The sequence below is a fragment of the Streptomyces sp. NPDC041108 genome (assembly GCF_055592645.1).
The window spans coordinates 488,871-508,212 of record NZ_JBVIYK010000006.1 but is presented as its reverse complement, the minus strand read 5'-3'; the positions used below and the strand labels follow the sequence as shown (position 1 = coordinate 508,212).

The 19,342-nt window shown below is 71.4% G+C and carries 19 protein-coding genes; 9 read left to right on the top strand and 10 right to left on the bottom strand.

Translation table 11 applies throughout. The annotated features are described in order from the left end of the window. Nucleotides 1-159 precede the first annotated feature (159 nt). Complete coding sequence (locus tag ACZ6BB_RS20495) at nucleotides 160-825, top strand: transglycosylase SLT domain-containing protein (protein WP_471616572.1); 666 nt, start codon at nucleotides 160-162, stop codon at nucleotides 823-825. 79 nt (nucleotides 826-904) lie between these two features. Here ACZ6BB_RS20495 and ACZ6BB_RS20490 read toward each other — a convergent pair whose 3' ends face one another. After that, complete coding sequence (locus ACZ6BB_RS20490) at nucleotides 905-3,406, bottom strand: ABC transporter ATP-binding protein/permease (RefSeq protein WP_471616571.1); 2,502 nt, start codon at nucleotides 3,404-3,406, stop codon at nucleotides 905-907. Nucleotides 3,407-3,648: 242 nt separating this feature from the next. Between ACZ6BB_RS20490 and ACZ6BB_RS20485 the strand changes: the two genes are divergently transcribed. Continuing rightward, on the top strand, nucleotides 3,649-5,553 hold the full coding sequence (locus tag ACZ6BB_RS20485; RefSeq protein ID WP_471616570.1) for a streptophobe family protein: 1,905 nt from the start codon (nucleotides 3,649-3,651) through the stop codon (nucleotides 5,551-5,553). Between the two features lie 151 nt (nucleotides 5,554-5,704). After that, nucleotides 5,705-6,913, top strand: a complete 1,209-nt coding sequence (serB, locus tag ACZ6BB_RS20480; protein WP_471616569.1) for a phosphoserine phosphatase SerB — start codon at nucleotides 5,705-5,707, stop codon at nucleotides 6,911-6,913. Between the two features lie 91 nt (nucleotides 6,914-7,004). Here serB and ACZ6BB_RS20475 read toward each other — a convergent pair whose 3' ends face one another. The 4 genes from ACZ6BB_RS20475 to ACZ6BB_RS20460 all read right to left on the bottom strand — a co-directional run bounded on the left by ACZ6BB_RS20475 (nucleotide 7,005) and on the right by ACZ6BB_RS20460 (nucleotide 9,554). Then, a complete protein-coding gene (locus tag ACZ6BB_RS20475; RefSeq protein ID WP_471616568.1) occupies nucleotides 7,005-7,523 on the bottom strand; it encodes a SixA phosphatase family protein in 519 nt (172 codons plus the stop codon). A gap of 97 nt (nucleotides 7,524-7,620) precedes the next feature. Beyond that, nucleotides 7,621-7,836 (bottom strand): hypothetical protein, encoded by a 216-nt coding sequence (locus ACZ6BB_RS20470; RefSeq protein WP_471616567.1) that lies wholly within the window; start codon nucleotides 7,834-7,836, stop codon nucleotides 7,621-7,623. Between the two features lie 179 nt (nucleotides 7,837-8,015). After that, nucleotides 8,016-8,132: an SGM_5486 family transporter-associated protein gene (locus ACZ6BB_RS20465; protein WP_005477623.1), complete on the bottom strand. Its 117-nt coding sequence runs from the start codon at nucleotides 8,130-8,132 to the stop codon at nucleotides 8,016-8,018. A 48-nt stretch (nucleotides 8,133-8,180) separates the two neighbouring features. After that, nucleotides 8,181-9,554 (bottom strand): CynX/NimT family MFS transporter, encoded by a 1,374-nt coding sequence (locus tag ACZ6BB_RS20460; protein WP_471616566.1) that lies wholly within the window; start codon nucleotides 9,552-9,554, stop codon nucleotides 8,181-8,183. Between the two features lie 43 nt (nucleotides 9,555-9,597). Here ACZ6BB_RS20460 and ACZ6BB_RS20455 point away from each other — a divergent pair, with 43 nt between their 5' ends. Next, nucleotides 9,598-10,293: a FadR/GntR family transcriptional regulator gene (locus tag ACZ6BB_RS20455; RefSeq protein ID WP_471616565.1), complete on the top strand. Its 696-nt coding sequence runs from the start codon at nucleotides 9,598-9,600 to the stop codon at nucleotides 10,291-10,293. On the opposite strand, the gene ACZ6BB_RS20450 is transcribed toward ACZ6BB_RS20455, so the two are convergent. The 3 genes from ACZ6BB_RS20450 to fabG form a co-directional block, all read right to left on the bottom strand. Next, on the bottom strand, nucleotides 10,268-10,603 hold the full coding sequence (locus ACZ6BB_RS20450) for a hypothetical protein (RefSeq protein ID WP_471616564.1): 336 nt from the start codon (nucleotides 10,601-10,603) through the stop codon (nucleotides 10,268-10,270). The two genes, ACZ6BB_RS20455 and ACZ6BB_RS20450, sit on opposite strands and share 26 nt — an antisense overlap. 181 nt (nucleotides 10,604-10,784) lie before the next feature. Next, nucleotides 10,785-11,552: an enoyl-ACP reductase FabI gene (gene fabI, locus ACZ6BB_RS20445; protein WP_059079452.1), complete on the bottom strand. Its 768-nt coding sequence runs from the start codon at nucleotides 11,550-11,552 to the stop codon at nucleotides 10,785-10,787. 5 nt (nucleotides 11,553-11,557) lie between these two features. Continuing rightward, nucleotides 11,558-12,277, bottom strand: coding sequence for a 3-oxoacyl-[acyl-carrier-protein] reductase (fabG, locus tag ACZ6BB_RS20440; RefSeq protein WP_471616563.1), 720 nt, complete (start codon nucleotides 12,275-12,277; stop codon nucleotides 11,558-11,560). 251 nt (nucleotides 12,278-12,528) lie between these two features. On the opposite strand from fabG, the gene ACZ6BB_RS20435 reads away from it, so the two are divergent. From ACZ6BB_RS20435 to tyrS, 3 genes are read left to right on the top strand one after another with little or no spacing between them, the layout of a single operon-like run. After that, nucleotides 12,529-14,052 carry a TldD/PmbA family protein gene (locus ACZ6BB_RS20435; RefSeq protein ID WP_471616562.1) on the top strand — a complete coding sequence of 508 codons (1,524 nt, stop codon included), beginning with the start codon at nucleotides 12,529-12,531 and terminating at the stop codon, nucleotides 14,050-14,052. After that, nucleotides 14,049-15,452 carry a metallopeptidase TldD-related protein gene (locus ACZ6BB_RS20430; RefSeq protein ID WP_471616561.1) on the top strand — a complete coding sequence of 468 codons (1,404 nt, stop codon included), beginning with the start codon at nucleotides 14,049-14,051 and terminating at the stop codon, nucleotides 15,450-15,452. The genes ACZ6BB_RS20435 and ACZ6BB_RS20430 overlap by 4 nt, the downstream gene beginning before the upstream one ends. A gap of 42 nt (nucleotides 15,453-15,494) precedes the next feature. Further along, the gene (tyrS, locus tag ACZ6BB_RS20425; protein ID WP_471616560.1) at nucleotides 15,495-16,763 is read left to right on the top strand and encodes a tyrosine--tRNA ligase; all 1,269 of its coding nucleotides are present in this window, start codon (nucleotides 15,495-15,497) and stop codon (nucleotides 16,761-16,763) included. 91 nt (nucleotides 16,764-16,854) lie between these two features. Here the strand turns inward: tyrS and ACZ6BB_RS20420 are convergent, their stop codons facing one another. After that, nucleotides 16,855-17,136, bottom strand: a complete 282-nt coding sequence (locus tag ACZ6BB_RS20420) for a GlsB/YeaQ/YmgE family stress response membrane protein (protein ID WP_013004668.1) — start codon at nucleotides 17,134-17,136, stop codon at nucleotides 16,855-16,857. A 245-nt stretch (nucleotides 17,137-17,381) separates the two neighbouring features. Between ACZ6BB_RS20420 and ACZ6BB_RS20415 the strand changes: the two genes are divergently transcribed. Both ACZ6BB_RS20415 and ACZ6BB_RS20410 read left to right on the top strand, forming a co-directional pair. Next, the gene (locus tag ACZ6BB_RS20415) at nucleotides 17,382-17,804 is read left to right on the top strand and encodes a DUF3099 domain-containing protein (RefSeq protein WP_471616559.1); all 423 of its coding nucleotides are present in this window, start codon (nucleotides 17,382-17,384) and stop codon (nucleotides 17,802-17,804) included. Between the two features lie 208 nt (nucleotides 17,805-18,012). Continuing rightward, nucleotides 18,013-18,252, top strand: a complete 240-nt coding sequence (locus ACZ6BB_RS20410) for a hypothetical protein (RefSeq protein WP_471616558.1) — start codon at nucleotides 18,013-18,015, stop codon at nucleotides 18,250-18,252. 18 nt (nucleotides 18,253-18,270) lie between these two features. Here the strand turns inward: ACZ6BB_RS20410 and moaA are convergent, their stop codons facing one another. Beyond that, the gene (gene moaA, locus ACZ6BB_RS20405; protein ID WP_471616557.1) at nucleotides 18,271-19,260 is read right to left on the bottom strand and encodes a GTP 3',8-cyclase MoaA; all 990 of its coding nucleotides are present in this window, start codon (nucleotides 19,258-19,260) and stop codon (nucleotides 18,271-18,273) included. Nucleotides 19,261-19,342 lie beyond the last annotated feature (82 nt).

Here is a 19,342-nt window from a genome sequence, read left to right as displayed (position 1 = left end):
GCATCGTACGTCACACCTTTGCCACACGATTTTGCGGCCGCTAAGAATTGCTGCTGTCGCTCGACGCCGCGGGTCGCCCCGCGGCGTTTGTGCTGGAACAGCAGTGTCCCCACCCGGCACGAGAGCGATCTCCGCGCTATTCGAAGAGGTCCCTCACTCATGCTCAAGAACGCCAAGAACCCCCGCCACAGTCTCGTGCTGACCAAGACCCACAAGCTCTCGCTCGCCGGTGTGGCCACCTTCGGTGCCGCCGCCCTCGCGTTCTCGCTGGTGCCGGCCGAGGCTCAGACCGCCACGCAGACCGTGTCCGCGGCTCCGGCGGCGTTCAGCCAGAACCCGGCCCAGGCCGCGAAGGCCAGCGTCACCGCCCAGGCCGCCGACGCCGACAAGAAGGCCGCCGCCGCTGCCGCGAAGAAGAAGGCCGACCAGGAGCGCGCCAAGAAGGAGGCCGCGAGCCGGGCCGCCCAGCGCGCCAAGATCGCCAAGGCCGCCGTCAAGTCGTACCCGAACAACCTCGACGGCTGGATCCGCGAGGCGCTCGACATCATGAAGAAGCACAAGATCCCGGGCACCTACCACGGCCTGCACAAGAACATCATGCGGGAGTCCTCGGGCAACCCGAACGCCATCAACGACTGGGACATCAACGCCATCAACGGCGTCCCGTCGATCGGTCTGCTCCAGGTCATCAAGCCGACCTTCGACGCGTACCACGTCCCCGGCACGGCCAAGAGCCAGTACGACCCGGTCGCCAACCTGACGGCCGCCGCGAACTACGCCGCCGACCGCTACGGCTCGATCGACAACGTCAACAGCGCGTACTGAGGCCCGCGCGGGACCTCTGAGAACGTGGAAGGGCGGCACCCGGTGCGGGTGCCGCCCCTCGTTCGTCAGTGTCCGCCGGTCACTTCCGCATGACCTCCGGCTCGTGGCGGCGCAGGAAGCGGGCCACGAGGACTCCGCAGATCACGCCGAGCACGATGAGGGCGATCATGTCGAGGCTGTAGGCGCCGACCGTGTGGTTCCACAGCGGGTCGGTGTCACCCGCCTCCTTGGGCGGGCTGATGTTGTTGAAGTCCAGCGTGGCACCGGCGGCCGCGACCGCCCAGCGCGACGGCATCAGGTACGAGAACTCGTTCACACCGGGGCTGCCGTGCAGGGCGAAGAGGCAGCCGGTGAAGACGACCTGGACGATCGCGAACATCACCAGCAGCGGCATCGTCTTCTCGGCGGTCTTCACCAGCGAGGAGATGACCAGGCCGAACATCATGGACGTGAAGCCGAGCCCCATGATCGGGACGGAGAGTTCGAGCATGACGGCGAACTTGCCCTCGCCGAAGATGAGGGACTCGTCCGGGATCGTCCGGCTGGAGAACCCGATCGCGCCGACCATCGCGCCCTGGAACACCGTGACCGCGCCCAGGACGATCACCTTGGACATCAGGTACGCCGAGCGCGACAGGCCGGTGGCCCGCTCCCGCTCGTAGATCACCCGTTCCTTGATCAGCTCTCGTACGGAGTTGGCGGCGCCCGCGAAGCACGCGCCGACCGCGAGGATCAGCAGCACCGTGGTGGCCGTGCCGTTCGGGACGGGCAGGCCGGTCGCCTTGTTCACCCCCCGCACCAGCAGGTCCTTGTCCGGGTCGATGAGCAGGCTCACCGCGCCGAGCACGGCCGGCAGGATCACGGTCAGCGCCAGGAAGCCCTTGTCGGACGCGATGACGGAGACATAGCGCCGGACCAGGGTGCCGAGCTGCGACATCCAGCCCTGCGGCTTCGGCGGGCGCATCGACTGCGGCGGCGGCATGTGCACCGACTGGGGAGCGACGGCGTCGATGTCCGCGGCGTACATCTGGTAGTGCTGCGAGCCCTTCCAGCGGCCCGCCCAGTCGTAGTCGCGGTAGTTCTCGAAGGCGGAGAAGACGTCGGCCCAGGTCTCGTAGCCGAAGAAGTTCAGCGCCTCCTCGGGCGGACCGAAGTATGCCACCGAGCCGCCCGGGGCCATCACCAGGAGCTTGTCGCAGATCGCCAGCTCGGCCACGGAGTGGGTGACCACCAGCACCGTACGGCCGTCGTCGGCGAGGCCGCGCAGCAGCTGCATGACGTCCCGGTCCATGCCCGGGTCGAGGCCGGAGGTCGGCTCGTCCAGGAAGATCAGCGACGGCTTGGTCAGCAGCTCCAGGGCGACCGAGACGCGCTTGCGCTGGCCGCCGGAGAGCGAGGTGACCTTCTTGTCCTTGTGGATGTCGAGCTTCAGCTCGCGCAGCACCTCGTCGATGCGGGCGTCACGCTCGGCGGCCGTGGTGTCGGCCGGGAAGCGCAGCTTGGCCGCGTACTTGAGGGCCTTCTTGACGGTCAGCTCCTTGTGCAGGATGTCGTCCTGCGGGACCAGACCGATGCGCTGCCGCAGCTCGGCGAACTGCTTGTAGAGGTTCCGGTTGTCGTAGAGGACGTCGCCCTGGTTGGCCGGGCGGTAGCCCGTGAGCGCCTTCAGCAGGGTGGACTTTCCGGAGCCCGAGGGGCCGATGACCGCGATGAGCGACTTCTCCGGGACACCGAAGGAGACGTCCTTCAGGATCTGCTTGCCGCCGTCGACGGTGACCGTCAGATGGCGTGCGGAGAAGGAGACGTCACCGGTGTCGACGAACTCTTCCAGGCGGTCGCCGACGATACGGAACGTCGAGTGGCCGACGCCGACGATGTCGTTCGGGCCGAGAAGGGCCGTACCACCCTTGGCGATCGGCATACCGTTGACGAACGTGCCGTTGTGCGAACCGAGGTCGCGGATCTCGAAGCGCCCGTCGGGCGTCGCGTGGAACTCGGCGTGGTTGCGCGAGACCTGGAGGTCGGAGACGACCAGCTCGTTCTCCAGGGCACGGCCGATGCGCATGACCCGGCCGAGCGACAGGTGGTGGAACGTGGTCGGGCTGCGGTCGCCGTAGACCGGCGGCGCCCCCGCGCCACCACCGGGGCCCTGCTGATGCGGGACCTGTGCCTGCGGCTGCTGCCAGCCCGCCTGCGGAGCCTGCTGCTGCGGGGCCTGCTGACCGGCGTATCCGGCGTTCGCGCCCTGCGCGGCGTACGGCTGCTGGTGGGGCTGCGCCACGGACGCGGCACTGCCGGAGAGGCTGAGTCTCGGGCCGTCGGTGGCGTTGCCCAGATGCACGGCCGAACCGGGGCCGATCTCCAGCTGGTGGATCCGCTGCCCCTGCGCGAAGGTGCCGTTGGTGCTGCCGTGGTCCTCGATCACCCAACCACGGCCGCTGAAGCTGATCGTGGCGTGACGCCAGGACACCCTGGCGTCGTCGAACACGATGTCCCCCTGCGGATCACGTCCGAGGGTATATGCCCTGGACGGATCGAGCGTCCAGGTTTGTCCGTTCAATTCCAGTACGAGTTCCGGCACTCCATGCCCCACTGAGTTGTCCCCCGAATTACCCCTGTTGCAGGGAGTCTAGGGATGTCGAACATCGGGGGGAACTATTTCAGGCTCGGCCCCCTGACCGAAAGTCGGGCCTTGTGAAGAGTGCGTACGGGGGTCGTCGGCCGGTCCCGTTGACGGGGTTGAAACCGGGCCGGAGAGTGGTAATCCCACGCGAGAGGGACATCGGCGGTGCAACGCCGCGATGCGGATCGGGGGGCCCGACCATGAGCGACCGGAATGTCGGCCGGGGCGGCGGGGTGCCGTGGGGGGACGTCCTGTTCTCCGCGATCGCCGCCGTGAGCTGGGCGTTGATCGGAATGGCGGGTACGGCGGCGCTCGGCCTGCATCTGCTGGAGGCCGACACCGCGGGTGAACTCGGCCCCATGACAGCGGCGGTCGTGGCGCTGGGGGCAGGTGGGTCGGTGACCCCGTCCGGCGACGTGTCCGTCTTCGGCCTCGAAGGGGCGCAGGCCACCACCTCCCTCGAGATCACGCCACTGGGTGTCGGGCTGGTGGGAGCACTGCTGCTGGCCTGGTTCTTCCTGCGGTCCCTGCGGGGCGCGGGAGTTGTCGTCACCGCCGGCGAACTCCTCGCGCGGGCGGCCGCGGTGCTCGCACTGTTCGTGGCACTGATGGGCGGGCTGGCCTGGGCCGGGCACGCCGTCGTCACCCTCGACGGTGACCGTCTGGGGCTCGACGGAGCACTGCCGGGCGACGGCGCCCTCGACGACGTGGAGATCCCCGGGCTCGGCGACATCGGGGACATCGGCGGCGGCCTGCTGCCGGACCGGCTGGGCGACCTGGCCGACGCGCAGGCCGAGGTCGGCTTCACCGTCGACGCCGTGCCGACCCTCCTCGGCGGCCTGACCTGGTGCCTCGGCGTACTGCTCGTCGCCCTGCTGGCCTCGCGCCACACCCCGCTGCCGCCCGCCCTGGACGCGCTGCACCGCGTCGTACGGCCCGCCGTGTCCGCCGTGGTCTCCGTGCTGCTGGTGGCGGTCCTGGCCGGGCTCGCGGCGGCGGCGTACGCGGCGACCGGTGACCCGCACCCCCGGCGGATCGCCGGCGCGGCCCTCCTCGGCGCGCCCAACGGCGTCTGGCTGGGCGTCCCCCTCGGCCTCCTCGTCCCCTGGGACGGCAGGGCCACCGGCGCGCTCGCCGCTCTCCTGCCCGACCCGCTCGACGAGCTGCTGCGCATCGACGCGAGCGAACCCGTCACTCTCGGCCGTCTCGCCGAACTGGACGGCAGGGTCTGGCTGTTGGGCCTCGCGGCCGCGCTGATGATGGTGTACGCGGGGGTCCTCACCGCCGTACGTACGCCTTTCGTACGGCGGCCCACTGCCGCCGCTGCCGGTGACGGGCCCGGTGCGGATGTACGAGGCACGGGCTTACTCGGCTTCGTGGGGCTCTGCGCTCTTCGGCTGGGCCTCGCGACGGCGGTGGCGCTGCCGCTGCTCGTACGGCTGACGGAGGTGTCGGTGGACGCCTCGCTGGGTCTGTTCGGCATCGACGCGTTCGACGCGGGCATCGAGCTGCGCGGGCAGGCCGCTGCGGCGCTGGTGCTGGGCGCGCTGTGGGGCGCGGGTGCCGGGGCCGTCGGGGCGCTGCTGGCCTGCGCGACGCGGGCCGCCGGGCTGCGGGCCTCGCCGTGGGCACGCCAGGACGCCGGTGCCGGCCGGGCGGCGGGCTCCGCGGCCGCGGGGGCCGCCTCCTCCTCGGGACCGTACACGCCGGGTATGCCGTACCGGCCGCCCAACCCGGACACCAATCCGTATCTGCGGCTGCCGGACGAGCTGCGGGGGGCGCGGGAGGCGCGAGGGACATGGGAGGCGCCGGGGCGAGGCGGGGGCGCGAGCGGTGCCGGGGGTCAGGGGAGTGCCGGGGACCCGGCGGGCTCCGGGGGCCGGGGCCGTCCCGGCGGTTCGGGGGCGCCGCCGCCCGATGTCTACGGGGCGCCCACGGTGGCGCGGCGCTTCACGCCTCCGCCGCGACGGCCGGGATCAGGGGCAGGATCCGGGCCGGGGTCGGGGTCGGGGTCGGGGCCGAGTGTCTGGCCGGCTCCGCCGCCGCCACCGGAGGAGGGGCCGCCACCTCCGCCGCCACCTCCGCGGGGGCCCCGGGGGCGTTGAGGTACCGGGGGACGGGAGTGATCCGAGAGGGCGCTTCTGGGTGTCGTACACGATCCGGGCGCGCTTCAACCGCCTGTAACCCAGTGTTCTCCGTCCGCTGGGCGGACCTCAGGGGCGAAAGGCCCGGGACGCCGGATACGGTTGGCACATCATGAGCGCTTCGCAGATCTCCTCTGACGTCCCCACTCTCCTCGTCAAGATCTTCGGCAAGGACCGGCCGGGCATCACCGCCGGGCTGTTCGACACCCTCGCCGCGTACTCCGTCGACGTGGTCGACATCGAGCAGGTCGTCACCCGTGGCCGGATCGTGCTGTGCGCGCTCGTGACCGAGCCGCCCTCCGGGCAGGAGGGCGACCTGCGGGCGACCGTCCACAGCTGGGCGGAGTCGATGAAGATGCAGGCGGAGATCATCTCCGGTCTGGGCGACAACCGTCCCCGCGGACTCGGCCGCTCGCACGTCACCGTGCTGGGCCACCCGCTGACCGCCGAGTCCACCGCCCGCATCGCCGCCCGGATCACGGCGACCGGCGGCAACATCGACCGTATCTTCCGGCTAGCCAAGTACCCGGTGACGGCTGTCGAGTTCGCGGTCTCCGGTACGGAGCCGGAGACGCTGCGGACCGCGCTGGTCACCGAGTCGGTGGCGCTGGGCGTGGACGTGGCGGTGGTCGCGGCGGGGCTGCACCGGCGGGCGCAGCGGCTGGTGGTCATGGACGTGGACTCCACCCTCATCCAGGACGAGGTGATCGAGCTCTTCGCCGCGCACGCCGGGTGCGAGAAGGAGGTCGCCGAGGTGACCGAGGCCGCGATGCGCGGCGAGCTGGACTTCGAGCAGTCGCTGCACGCGCGCGTGGCGCTGCTGGAGGGGCTGGACGCCTCGGTGGTGGAGAAGGTGCGCAGCGAGGTGCGGCTCACGCCGGGGGCGCGCACGCTGATCCGCACGCTGAAGCGGCTGGGCTTCCAGGTCGGTGTCGTCTCGGGCGGATTCACCCAGGTCACGGACGACCTCAAGGAGCGGCTGGGGCTCGACTTCGCGCAGGCCAACACCTTGGAGATCGTGGACGGCAAGCTCACCGGCCGGGTGGTCGGGGAGATCGTGGACCGCGCGGGCAAGGCGCGGCTGCTGCGCCGGTTCGCCGCCGAGGCGGGCGTGCCGCTGGCCCAGACCGTGGCGATCGGTGACGGCGCGAACGACCTCGACATGCTCAACGCGGCCGGGCTGGGGGTCGCCTTCAACGCCAAGCCGGTGGTCCGCGAGGCCGCGCACACCGCGGTGAACTTCCCCTTCCTCGACACCGTGCTGTACCTGCTCGGGGTGACCCGCGAAGAGGTCGAGGCGGCGGACACCCACATCGAGTAGCCGGACGTACGCAGGACGGAGGCCCGGCACCGCAGGGGTGCCGGGCCCCGGTCGTGCCGGTGCCGGGTGCCGGTGGGCGCGCGGGGCGGTGTTATTCCGTCGGCGCCCAGTAGTCGGCCAGGGTGGTGACGCCCGGCTCCAGGCTCTTCCAGACGCCCTCGAAGGAGAGCACGGCGAACGCGGCGGCGGGGAATCCGTGGCGGTTCAGGCGCGTGCGGGTGTCGCCCTCGGCGCTGCCCGCGAGAATGTCGGCGAGGCCCTGGATCCCGGGGTTGTGTCCGATCAGGACCACGTTCCGCGTGTCGTCCGGGGTCTCGTTGAGCAGGGCGATCAGCTCGCCGGGCGAGGCCTCGTAGATCCGCTCCTCGTAGACCGTTTTCGGCCGCTCGGGCAGCTCGTGGACGGCCAGCTTCCAGGTCTCGCGGGTCCTGACGGCGGTGGAGCAGAGGGCAAGGTCGAGGGGGATGCCGGAGTCGGCCAGCTTGCGCCCGGCGACGGCGGCGTCCATACGGCCCCGGTCGGCGAGCGGCCGCTCGTGGTCGGAGACCTGTGGCCAGTCGGCCTTCGCATGCCGGAAGAGGACGATCCTGCGGGATTCTGCGACGCTCATGCGTCCCAGCTTCGCACGAAACAGGCCACGGGGCGCAGGGAGTTGAAGTGCCGATACCCGGCACCCGTACCTGTGCTTCCGGAGGGCTGGCCGCTCGTCACCGCGCGTGGCCCGGCAACAGCCGGCGTATGAGCTCCACGAGGTGGGTGATCGCGGGGTCGCCGCCCGCCGCCTGGGCCTGCGCGGGGTTGAGGATCACCAGCAGGAGGGCGACGAAGCCGAGGGCGGGCAGGGCGAGCGCCCACCAGGGAAGCCTGAAGTCGACACCGCCTGCGGGCGCCGGGTGGGGCCGGGTGTGCGTACGGGCCGACATGCCGCCTCCGTGGTCTGCGAGTCCTCGTGGCCCGGTCCTCCGTGGGCCCTCGCGGGTCCCCTGCGGCCACATCTCGACGTTACGGACCGCGGGCGCTCCGGCCCATCAGGTGATCCACCCACTTCACCCTGAGACTCACCCCCTAGGGGACGGGGGGTTAACCCCACCCCGCGGCGGGGTCACGGTGACGCGATGGCCGCGATGATCCCGATGACGACGAAGATGGCGAGGAACGAGCCGAAGACCAGGAGCATCTTCTTCTGGCCGTTCTGGGGGTTCGGGTCGAGCACTGGCATGGCCCCAGTCTCGCACCCCGGGTCCCCGCCCGGGCCGCCGGGGCCGCGTCAGCGGGCCGCCTCGTCCTCGACGACCCGGTCACGGCCCGCGAGGACGCCCGCCGCCATCTGCGGGATCATCAGGGCGGTCATGAGGGCGAGGGGCAGCCCCCAGCCGCCGCTGTGCTGGTAGAGGACGCCGACGAGGAGCGGGCCGGGGATCGAGATGAGGTACCCGGTGCTCTGCGCGAAGGCGGACAGCTGTGCCACCCCCGCACCCGTCCTGGCCCGCATGCCGACCATGGTGAGGGCCAGCGGGAAGGAGCAGTTGGCGATGCCGACCAGTACGGCCCAGGCCCAGGCTCCCCCGGCCGGGGCGGCGTAGAGGCCGGCGTACCCGAGGAGCCCGCAGACTCCCAGCACGACCACGATGGGCCCCTGGTGGGGCAGCCGGGTGGCGAGCCGGGGGATCACGAAGGCCAGCGGTACGCCCATCACCATCGTGACGGCCAGCAGCAGCCCCGCCTCACCGGCCGGGACCCCGGCGTCCCGGAAGATCTGCGCCATCCATCCCATCGTGATGTAGGCGGCGGTGGCCTGGAGCCCGAAGAACACGGCGAGCGCCCGGGCGGTGCGGCTCCGGGTGACGCGGACGGTCCCCTCCGCGCGCGCGGGGGCCCGCCCGGCCGTACGCGTGGAGCGGTCCCGGACGAAGGGCAGCCAGGGCAGCACCGCCGCCGCCGCGAGGCCCGCCCACACCGCGAGCCCGGTCTGCCAACTGCCGCCCAGGGCCGCCGTCATGGGCACGGTGACGGCGGCGGCGGAGGCGGTGCCGAGGGAGAGGGCCATGGAGTAGAGGCCGGTCATGGAGCCGACCCGGTCCGGGAACCAGCGCTTGACGATGACCGGCATCAGGACGTTGCTGACGGCGATGCCCATCAGGGCGAGGGCGCTCGCGGCCACGAAGCCGGCCGTGCCGCCCGCGTACGGCCGCAGCAGCAGACCGCCGGCGATCGCGGCCATGCCGGCGCAGACGACGGCGGCCGGGCCGAAGCGGCGGGCGAGCCGGGGCGCCATGACACCGAAGACGGCGAAGCAGAGCGGCGGCACGGAGGTGAGCAGACCGGCGACGCTTCCGCTCATGCCGAGACCGGCGCGCACCTCTTCGAGGAGGGCGCCGAGGCTGGTGATGGCGGGGCGGAGGTTGAGGGCCGTCAGGACGATGCCGACGACCAGCAGCCGTGCCGTCCACGCGCGCGTACCCCGCGCCGGGCCCCCGGGGGCGGGGCGTGCGGGCGCACCGCGTTCGGACACGGCCCGTCCACATGCCTGCGTCGATACCGCTGCCGCTGCCGTTGTCGATGCCGCTGTCGATGCCGGCGTCAAGGTCTCCTCGCTCACCATGACGCCTATCATAGAATCATAGGATGATTGGTTGTCCATGGGTCGGGCTCCCCCGGTCGGCCCGCGCATGCGAAGGTGTGCCATGCCGCTGAGCCATCCCCGCCGATCGGCGCTGTCCGAGCAGGTCATCGCCGCCCTGCGGAACCAGATCACCTCGGGCGAGTGGCCGGTCGGCTCCCGTATCCCCACCGAGCCCGAACTGGTCGAGCAGCTGGGCGTCGCCCGGAACACGGTCCGCGAGGCCGTACGCGCGCTCGCGCACAACGGGCTGCTCGACATCCGCCAGGGCTCCGGCACCTACGTCGTCGCGACCAGCGAACTCGCGGGCGTGATGCACCGCCGCTTCGCCGGCGCCGACCCCACCCACATCGCCGAGCTGCGCTCCGCCCTGGAGTCGAGCGCCGCCGGGCTCGCCGCCGAGCGGCGCACCGAGAAGGACCTCAAGCAGCTGGACGCGCTCCTCGTGCGCCGGGAGGAGACGTGGGCGTCGGGCGACGCGGAGGCGTTCGTGGCCGCCGACGCGACCTTCCACATGGCGGTCGTGGCCGCCTCCCACAACGACGTCGTCACGACGGTCTACGCGGACCTGGGCGAGGTGCTGCGGGACTGGCTGCGCGGTGACGTGGGCGAGGAGCTGACCCCGGAGACGTACCTGGACCATGCCCGGCTGGTGGACGCCATCCGCGCCGGCGACGCCGGGACAGCGGCGGCGGAGGCGGCCGGCTATCCCTTCCACTGCCGCCCGGGACGGGTCAACCCTCCCCCCGCTGGTGGCTGAACCACACCGAGCGGACTTCCTTCCAGCAGCGCCCGGCGAGCCGCACGGTCTGCGCCGGACCCGCCGCGACCGCGGCGCTGTCGCTGTCGATGTCCCACCAACGCGCGCACTCGATGTGCAGCCGGACGCGGTCGACGGAGGCGTAGGGGTTGTAGCAGTGCGCCATCACCCGGGAGCCGGTGACGGTGCTGCGGCAGGCCGCGCCGAAGGGGTCGGGCCTGTCGGCCGGACGCGCCTCGGACGGGAGGGCGGGGAGGAGAGCCAGGGCGAGGGCGAGGACCGCCGGGGCGATGCTGCGGAAGACGCGCACAAGGGGACCTCCTCAGGCCGAGCGGCTGAGCGGTACAGGTCCAGCGTGCGCGGCGCCGGGCCCCGGCGCCGCGCCGGCTGGGCCGAACGAGTGATCGTCCCCGTGAAGAGGAGTACGGCGAGGGCGCGCACCCGAATGGATGCGCGCCCTTCTGCGGTGCCGGAACCGTCCGCGGCGGCGCTCAGGCGCCGATCGCGTGCAGCCCGCCGTCGACGTGGATGATCTCGCCGGTGGTCTTCGGGAACCAGTCGCTGAGCAGCGCGACGACACCGCGGCCGGCCGGCTCGGGGTCCTTGAGGTCCCACTCCAGCGGCGAACGGTCGTCCCACACGGCGGCCAGCTCGCCGAAGCCCGGGATGGACTTGGCGGCCATGGAGCCGATGGGACCGGCGGAGATGAGGTTGCAGCGGATGTTCTGCTTGCCCAGGTCACGGGCCATGTAGCGGCTGGTGGCCTCCAGGGCGGCCTTGGCCGGGCCCATCCAGTCGTACTGCGGCCAGGCGTACTGCGCGTCGAAGGTGAGGCCGACGACCGACCCACCGTTCTGCATCAGCGGCAGGCAGGCCATGGTCAGCGACTTCAGGGAGTACGCCGAGACGTGCATCGCGGTGGCGACGGACTCGAACGGCGTGTTCAGGAAGTTGCCGCCGAGGGCGTCCTGCGGGGCGAAGCCGATGGAGTGGACGACGCCGTCGAGGCCGCCCAGTTCCTCGCCGACGATGTCGGCCAGCCGGCCGAGGTGCTCGTCGTTGGTGACGTCCAGCTCGATGACCTTGGTGGGCTTGGGGAGCTTCTTGGCGATGCGCTCGGTCAGCGTGGGCCGCGGGAACGCGGTCAGGATGATCTCCGCACCCTGCTCCTGGGCCAGTTTGGCGGTGTGGAAGGCGATAGAGGACTCCATCAGCACACCGGTGATCAGGACGCGCTTGCCTTCGAGGATTCCGCTCATGGTGATCAGTGACCCATTCCCAGTCCGCCGTCTACGGGGATGACGGCTCCAGTGATGTACGAGGCGTCGTCCGAGGCGAGGAACCGCACCGTCGCGGCGATCTCCTCGGGCTGTGCGTAACGGCCGAGCGGCACCTGCTTCACGATGCCCGCGCGCTGCTCGTCGGTGAGCACCTTGGTCATGTCGGTGTCGACGAAACCGGGGGTGACGACGTTGAAGGTGATGTCGCGCGAACCCAGCTCACGGGCGAGGGAGCGCGCGAAGCCGACCAGGGCGGCCTTGGAGGCGGCGTAGTTGGCCTGCCCGGGCGAGCCGTAGAGGCCCACGACCGAGGAGATGAGGACGACGCGCCCCTTCTTGGCCCGCAGCATGCCGCGGTTGGCGCGCTTGACCACGCGGAAGGTGCCCGTGAGGTTGGTGTCGATGACCGAGGTGAAGTCCTCCTCGGACATGCGCATCAGGAGCTGGTCCTTGGTGACGCCGGCGTTGGCGATCAGGACCTGCACGGGGCCGTGCACGGCCTCGATCTCCTTGTAGGCCTGCTCCACCTGCTCGGAGTCGGTGATGTCGCACTTGACCGCCAGGCAGCCCAATTCGGTGAGGGCGGCCGGCGGCTCCCCCGAGCGGTACGTGATGGCAACCTTGTCGCCGGCGTCGGCGAACGCGCGGGCGATGGCGAGGCCGATGCCCCGGTTGCCTCCGGTGACGAGAACCGAGCGGCTCAACGGATCACCCTTTCCTTAGCGGTCGGAACGCCTGCCCACATGCCTGGACGGCAGGCGCCTTCCTCGAAAACCTATCGGTCCGGTCCGCCGGGTGGGCATTCGAGCTGTGACAGTGGCTCGGGGACGGCACTGTGGGGTCCCTACAGAACGCATGGCGTTCGCGAGCGGAAAAATGTGGTCCCCGTGCCCGCGGGCGCGACATGATCGGAACCGACAGGCCACGACAACCGCTCGGCAACAGGGAGACCTCGGTGCCTCATTCCATCGACGAAGCCTTCACGGCACTACCGCTGAGGGCACTGGCCGACGCCGCGCTCGCCCGCGCGCGTGCCCTCGGCGCCGATCACGCGGACTTCCGGTTCGAGCGGGTGCGCAGTGCTTCCTGGCGGCTGCGGGACGCCAAGCCGGCCGGGTCCTCGGACACCACGGACCTCGGGTACGCGGTGCGGGTGGTGCACGGCGGGACCTGGGGGTTCGCCTCCGGGGTGGACCTGACGATGGACGCCGCCGCGAAGGTCGCCTCGCAGGCCGTGGCGATGGCCAAGCTGTCCGCGCAGGTCATCAGGGCCGCCGGGTCCGAGGAGCGGGTGGAGCTGGCCGACGAGCCGGTGCACGCGGAGAAGACCTGGATCTCCTCGTACGGGATCGACCCGTTCACCGTCCCCGACGAGGAGAAGACCGCGCTGCTCACGGAGTGGAGCACGCGCCTGCTGGCGGCCGACGGGGTCGACCACGTGGACGCCTCGCTGCTCACGGTGCACGAGAACAAGTTCTACGCGGACACGTCCGGGACCGTCACCACCCAGCAGCGCGTCCGGCTGCACCCGTCGCTGACCGCGGTGTCGGTCGACGAGTCCAGCGGCGAGTTCGACTCGATGCGGACGCTGGCACCGCCGGTGGGGCGCGGCTGGGAGTACCTCACGGGCACCGGCTGGGACTGGGACGACGAGCTGGCGCGGATCCCGGAGCTGCTCGCCGAGAAGATGCGGGCGCCGAGCGTCGAGTCCGGCGTGTACGACCTGGTCGTCGACCCCTCCAACCTGTGGCTGACCATCCACGAGTCCATCGGGCACGCCACCGAGCTGGACCGCGCGCTCGGCTACGAGGCCGCGTACGCCGGCACGTCCTTCGCCACCTTCGACAAGCTCAACAAGCTGCGTTACGGCTCCGAGCTGATGAACGTCACCGGCGACCGCACCGCCGAGCACGGGCTGGCGACCATCGGGTACGACGACGAGGGCGTGGCGGGCCAGAGCTGGGACCTGGTGAAGGACGGCACCCTCGTCGGGTACCAACTCGACCGCCGGATCGCGAAGCTGACCGGTCTCGGCCGCTCCAACGGCTGCGCCTACGCCGACTCCCCCGGGCATGTCCCCGTGCAGCGCATGGCCAATGTGTCGCTGCGGCCGGACCCGGCCGGGATGTCCACCGAGGACCTGATCGGCGGGGTCGACCGGGGGATCTACGTCGTCGGGGACCGGTCGTGGTCCATCGACATGCAGCGCTACAACTTCCAGTTCACCGGTCAGCGGTTCTTCAGGATCGAGAACGGGCGGATCACCGGGCAGCTGCGGGACGTCGCCTACCAGGCGACGACCACCGACTTCTGGGGTTCCATGGCGGCCGTGGGCGGACCGCAGACGTACGTCCTGGGCGGCGCCTTCAACTGCGGGAAGGCCCAGCCGGGCCAGGTCGCCGCGGTGTCGCACGGCTGTCCTTCGGCCCTCTTCAAGGGCGTCAACATTCTGAACACCACGCAGGAGGCGGGTCGATGAGCGCGCGGAACGACAAGGCGCACAGGCCGCACGAGATCGTCGAGCGGGCGCTCCAGCTGTCGCGGGCCGACGGCTGCGTGGTGATCGCCGACGAGTACTCGACGGCGAACCTGCGCTGGGCGGGCAACGCGCTGACCACGAACGGGGTCACCCGGGGCCGGTCGGTGACCGTGATCGCCACCGTCGACGGCAAGGAGGGCACCGCCTCGGGGGTGGTGTCGCGGTCCGCCGTCACCGCCGGGGAGCTGGAGCCGCTGGTGCGGGCCGCCGAGGCCGCCGCGCGAGGCGCGGGACCTGCAGAGGACGCCCAGCCGCTGGTCACGGACGTGGCGCACTCCCCCGACTTCGGGGACGCGCCCGCCGAGACGTCCTCCGCCGTGTTCGGCGACTTCGCGCCGGCGCTCGGGGAGTCGTTCGCCCGCGCGCGGGCCGGCGGCCGTGAGCTGTACGGCTTCGCCAACCACGAGATGGTGTCGAGCTACCTCGGTACGTCCACGGGGCTGCGCCTGCGGCACGACCAGCCGAACGGCACGCTGGAGCTGAACGCCAAGTCCCCGGACCGCAGGCGCTCGGCCTGGGCGGGGCGCTCCACGCGGGACTTCAAGGACGTCGACCCGGCGGCCCTGGACGCGGAGCTGGCCGTGCGGCTGGGCTGGGCCGAGCGGCGGGTGCCGCTGCCGGCCGGCCGGTACGAGACGCTGCTGCCGCCCACGGCGGTGTCCGACCTGCTGATCTACCAGATGTGGTCGGCGTCGGCGCGGGACGCGGCCGAGGGCCGGACGGTGTTCAGCAAGCCCGGTGGCGGCACGCGGATCGGCGAGCGGCTGACCGAGCTGCCGCTGACCCTGCGCAGCGACCCGAACGAGCCGGGCCTGGAGTCCGCGCCCTTCGTCCTGGCCCACTCCTCCGGCGGCGACAGCTCGGTGTTCGACAACGGCCTGCCGCTGCGGGAGACCGAGTGGATCAGCCGGGGCGAGGTCGCGCACCTGCCGACCACCCGGCACAGCGCGGGCCTGACCGGGCTGCCGGTGGTGCCGACGATCGGCAACCTGATCCTGGACGGCGGTGAGGACCGCTCCCTGGAGGAGATGGTCGCGAACACCCGGCGCGGGCTGCTGCTGACCTGTTTGTGGTACATCCGGGAGGTCGACCCGGCGACGCTGCTGCTGACCGGGCTGACCCGGGACGGGGTCTACCTCGTGGAGAACGGCGAGGTCACGGGCGAGGTCAACAACTTCCGGTTCAACGAGTCGCCGGTGGACCTGCTCGGCCGGGCCACGGAGGCCGGGCGTACCGAGAAGACGCTGCCGCGCGAGTGGAGCGACTACTTCACCAGGGCCGCGATGCCCGCACTGCGGGTGCCGGATTTCAATATGAGTTCTGTCAGCCAGGGCGTATAACCTCGTACCTGATTACGACCCACCCGAGGAGACAAGAGAACCGTGACGGACATCGTCGACGAGCTGAAGTGGCGGGGGCTGTTCTCCCTGTCCACCGACGAGGACGCTTTGCGCAAGGCTCTCGCGGACGGTCCCGTCACGTTCTATTGCGGTTTCGACCCGACCGCGCCGTCCCTGCACGTCGGGCATCTGGTGCAGGTGCTCACCGTGCGCCGGCTCCAGCAGGCCGGGCACCGGCCGCTGGCGCTGGTCGGCGGGGCGACGGGCCTGATCGGCGACCCCCGCCCGACGGCGGAGCGCACGCTGAACGACCCGGAGACGGTCGCGGGCTGGGTCGGCAGGCTGCGTGCCCAGATCGAGCCGTTCCTCTCCTTCGAGGGGGAGAACGCGGCCGTCATGGTCAACAACCTCGACTGGACCGAGGGCCTGTCCGCCATCGAGTTCCTGCGGGACATCGGCAAGCACTTCCGCGTCAACAAGATGCTGGCCAAGGACTCCGTCGCCCGTCGGCTGGAGTCCGACCAGGGCATCAGCTACACCGAGTTCAGCTACCAGATCCTCCAGGGCATGGACTTCCTCCAGCTCTACCGCAGGTACGGCTGCACGCTCCAGCAGGGCGGCAGCGACCAGTGGGGCAACCTCACGGCCGGTCTGGACCTGATCCACCGGATGGAGCCGGGGGTGGAGGCGCACGCGCTGGCCACGCCGCTGATGACCAAGGCGGACGGCACGAAATTCGGCAAGACCGAGGGCGGCGCCGTCTGGCTCGACCCGGAGATGACGTCGCCGTACGCGTTCTACCAGTTCTGGCTGAACGTGGACGACCGGGACATCAGCGGCTACCTGCGGATCCTGTCCTTCAGGTCCCGTGCGGAGCTGGAGGAGCTGGAGCGGCAGACCGAGGAGCGGCCGCAGGCGCGTGCCGCGCAGCGCGCGCTGGCGGAGGAGCTGACGACGCTGGTGCACGGGGCGGAGCAGACGGCCGCCGTGATCGCCGCGTCCCGTGCCCTCTTCGGGCAGGGCGAACTGGCGGAGCTGGACGAGAAGACGCTGGCCGCGGCCCTGTCCGAGCTGCCGCATGCGAAGGTGCCCGAGCTGGCGCCGGTCGTGGATCTCCTCGCGGAGGTCGGTCTGGTGCCGAGCAAGTCCGCGGGGCGGCGGACCGTCAAGGAGGGCGGGGCCTACGTGAACAACGTGAAGGTCACCGCGGAGGACGCGGTCCCCTCCCGGGAGGAGCTGATCCACGGGCGGTGGCTGGTGCTGCGCCGCGGCAAGAAGAACCTGGCCGCGGTCGAGGTGACCGGGGCCTAGGCGCCGCCGTAGGGGCGTGAGGTGTCCGCCGAGTGCCGCTTCGTCGTGGTCGCTCGCGCGGTTCCTCGCGCCCCTTCAGGTCGCCTGGGGCTCAGGTCCGCCGTTGTTTCCTCTTGCCCAGGGTCGCCACATAGGCCATGTCGCCGAAGGCCACGATGACGATCGCGGCGACCAGCTGGAAGATGTGGCGGCTCCAGTCGATGCCGGCGGTCTCCTCGACCCCGAAGCCGCGTGCGATCGCGTTTCCGATGACGGCGCCCAGCATGCCGAAGATCGTCGTCAGCCAGAGCGGGCTGTGCTGCTTGCCCGGGAGGATCGCCTTGGCCAGCAGGCCCAGGATGAATCCCACGATGATCGCCCACAACCAGCCCATGGCTGCCTCCTCGTACGGCTCGACGTGAGCAGTACGCCCAGTGTCGGCCCGCCCGCGATACGCCGCATGTCGGGCCCGGCCGTACGCGCCGCGGCGCATGTGCTCCGCTCCCCGCCGGAGGTGACCCGGTCTCGTAGGCGTCGCAGACGCGGCGTACCGTGGGACGTGTCCGGACCGCGTTCCGTGGGGCGGCGCGGGTGGGCACGGGCCGGGGAGCGTCCGATACAGGCGGGTGGTGGAACGTGATGCGGAAGCAGGGCAACGTCGAGGTCTTCCGGATCACGGGCGCCCGGCAGGGCCTCACCGACGACGTCCGCGCCCGGCAGCGTCGCTACATCATCTCGATGTCCGTCCGTACCCTCGCGGTGATCGCCGCCGCGGTCCTCTGGAACGTCGAACGGCACGTCGCGGTCGTCGCACTGGTGCTCGGCGGGGTGCTGCCCTACGTGGCCGTGGTGATCGCCAACGCGGGACGGGAGAACGCGCCCTCGCTGCCGTCCACGTTCGTCCACGCACCGACGCGTCCGATGATCACACCGCCGCCGGAGTCGGGCGCCGCGCCCTCGGCCGGTTCCGGGGCCGGGGAGCGCTTCGCGGAATCCGTCCCGGAGGACGTCACGGCCGACCCCGCGGGCGGCCGGCACGGCGAGTCGCGCGAGCGACTCTGAGCGCCGGGGGTCCGGGAGAAGCGGAATCCGGCCACCCGCCAAGCTCAAGAAATGCTCAGATCAATCATGTAGTTCCTGTGCCGGGCGGAGGCCTACCCGTGACATACTTCGTACGCGCTCCGCATCCCCCGTCGGAGCGACAGACCGACGCCGGGCAGCTCCCCCCGTGGCTGCTCGGCGTCGCCTTTTCTGCGGCTAGGGTCGGCGTGTGAACATCCTCCACGCCCCCGGTTCCGATCCTTCCTCCCCCATCTGTTCGGCCAAGGGCTGCAGGGCCGACGCGGTCTGGGTGCTCGCCTGGAACAACCCGAAGCTGCACACGCCGGAGCGCCGCAAGACGTGGCTCGCGTGCGACGAGCACCGGGAGCATCTCTCGCAGTTCCTGGGGGTGCGGGGGTTCCTGAAGGACGTCGTCGAGCTGGACGAGTGGGAGGACCCGGCGCCGTAGCGCGCCCGGTCCTTCCGGTCAGCCTCCGATGGCCGACATCGGGCGGTCCGGCTGGACGAAGGACGGGTCGTCCAGGCCCGCTCCCGCCTTCTTGCCCCACATCGCCAGGCGCCAGATCCGGGCGATCTCCTCGTCCGGCGCGCCGGAGCGCAGCGCGGCGCGCAGGTCGGTCTCCTCGCGGGCGAACAGGCAGGTGCGGACCTGGCCGTCGGCGGTGAGGCGGGTGCGGTCGCAGGCCGAGCAGAACGGGCGGGTGACGGAGGCGATGACGCCGACCCGGTGGGGGCCGCCGTCGACCAGCCAGCGTTCCGCCGGGGCCGAGCCGCGTGCGTCCTGGCCCTCGGGGGTGAGGTCGAAGCGGGTGCGCAGGGAGGCGAGGATGTCGCCGGCCGTCACCATGCCGTCGCGCTTCCAGCCGTGCTGGGCGTCCAGGGGCATCTGCTCGATGAAACGCAGCTCGTAGTCGTGCTCGACGGCCCAGGCCAGGAGGTCGGGGGCCTCGTCGTCGTTCAGGCCGGGCATCAGGACCGAGTTGACCTTGACGGGCGTCAGGCCCGCGTCGCGGGCGGCCTCCAGGCCCTCCAGCACGTCCTTGTGGCGGTCCCGGCGGGTGAGGGTCTTGAAGACGTCCGGGCGCAGGGTGTCCAGGGAGACGTTCACCCGGTCCAGGCCGGCCGCCTTCAGGGCGGTCGCCGTGCGCCTGAGGCCGATGCCGTTGGTGGTGAGGGACATCTGGGGGCGGGGGGCGAGGGCCGCCACGCGCTCCACGATGCCGGGCAGGCCGGGGCGCAGCAGCGGCTCACCGCCGGTGAAGCGGACCTCCGTGATTCCCAGGGTGCGCACGGCTATGTCGATGAGGCGGACGATCTCGTCGTCGTCGAGCAGGTCGGGCTTGGCCAGCCACTGCAGGCCCTCCTCGGGCATGCAGTACGTACAGCGCAGATTGCACCGGTCGGTCAGCGAGACCCGCAGGTCGGTGGCCACTCGGCCGTAGGTGTCGATGAGCACGTGGGCCCCCTCCCTCGAAGCGATCACAGTTTCGGCGACACTTGCGAGCCTACGTGACACCGCTGACAACATCACCGGCCGA

Excerpts from the sequence above, each read along its gene's own strand:
- ACZ6BB_RS20495 (WP_471616572.1), top strand. The coding sequence starts at position 160 with ATGCTCAAGAACGCCAAGAACCCCCGCCACAGTCTCGTGCTGACCAAG.
- ACZ6BB_RS20485 (WP_471616570.1), top strand. The coding sequence starts at position 3,649 with ATGAGCGACCGGAATGTCGGCCGGGGCGGCGGGGTGCCGTGGGGGGAC.
- serB (WP_471616569.1), top strand. The coding sequence starts at position 5,705 with ATGAGCGCTTCGCAGATCTCCTCTGACGTCCCCACTCTCCTCGTCAAG.
- ACZ6BB_RS20475 (WP_471616568.1), bottom strand. The coding sequence starts at position 7,523 with ATGAGCGTCGCAGAATCCCGCAGGATCGTCCTCTTCCGGCATGCGAAG.
- ACZ6BB_RS20470 (WP_471616567.1), bottom strand. The coding sequence starts at position 7,836 with ATGTCGGCCCGTACGCACACCCGGCCCCACCCGGCGCCCGCAGGCGGT.
- ACZ6BB_RS20465 (WP_005477623.1), bottom strand. The coding sequence starts at position 8,132 with ATGCCAGTGCTCGACCCGAACCCCCAGAACGGCCAGAAGAAGATGCTC.
- ACZ6BB_RS20460 (WP_471616566.1), bottom strand. The coding sequence starts at position 9,554 with ATGGACAACCAATCATCCTATGATTCTATGATAGGCGTCATGGTGAGC.
- ACZ6BB_RS20455 (WP_471616565.1), top strand. The coding sequence starts at position 9,598 with ATGCCGCTGAGCCATCCCCGCCGATCGGCGCTGTCCGAGCAGGTCATC.
- fabI (WP_059079452.1), bottom strand. The coding sequence starts at position 11,552 with ATGAGCGGAATCCTCGAAGGCAAGCGCGTCCTGATCACCGGTGTGCTG.
- ACZ6BB_RS20430 (WP_471616561.1), top strand. The coding sequence starts at position 14,049 with ATGAGCGCGCGGAACGACAAGGCGCACAGGCCGCACGAGATCGTCGAG.
- ACZ6BB_RS20420 (WP_013004668.1), bottom strand. The coding sequence starts at position 17,136 with ATGGGCTGGTTGTGGGCGATCATCGTGGGATTCATCCTGGGCCTGCTG.
- ACZ6BB_RS20415 (WP_471616559.1), top strand. The coding sequence starts at position 17,382 with ATGCGGAAGCAGGGCAACGTCGAGGTCTTCCGGATCACGGGCGCCCGG.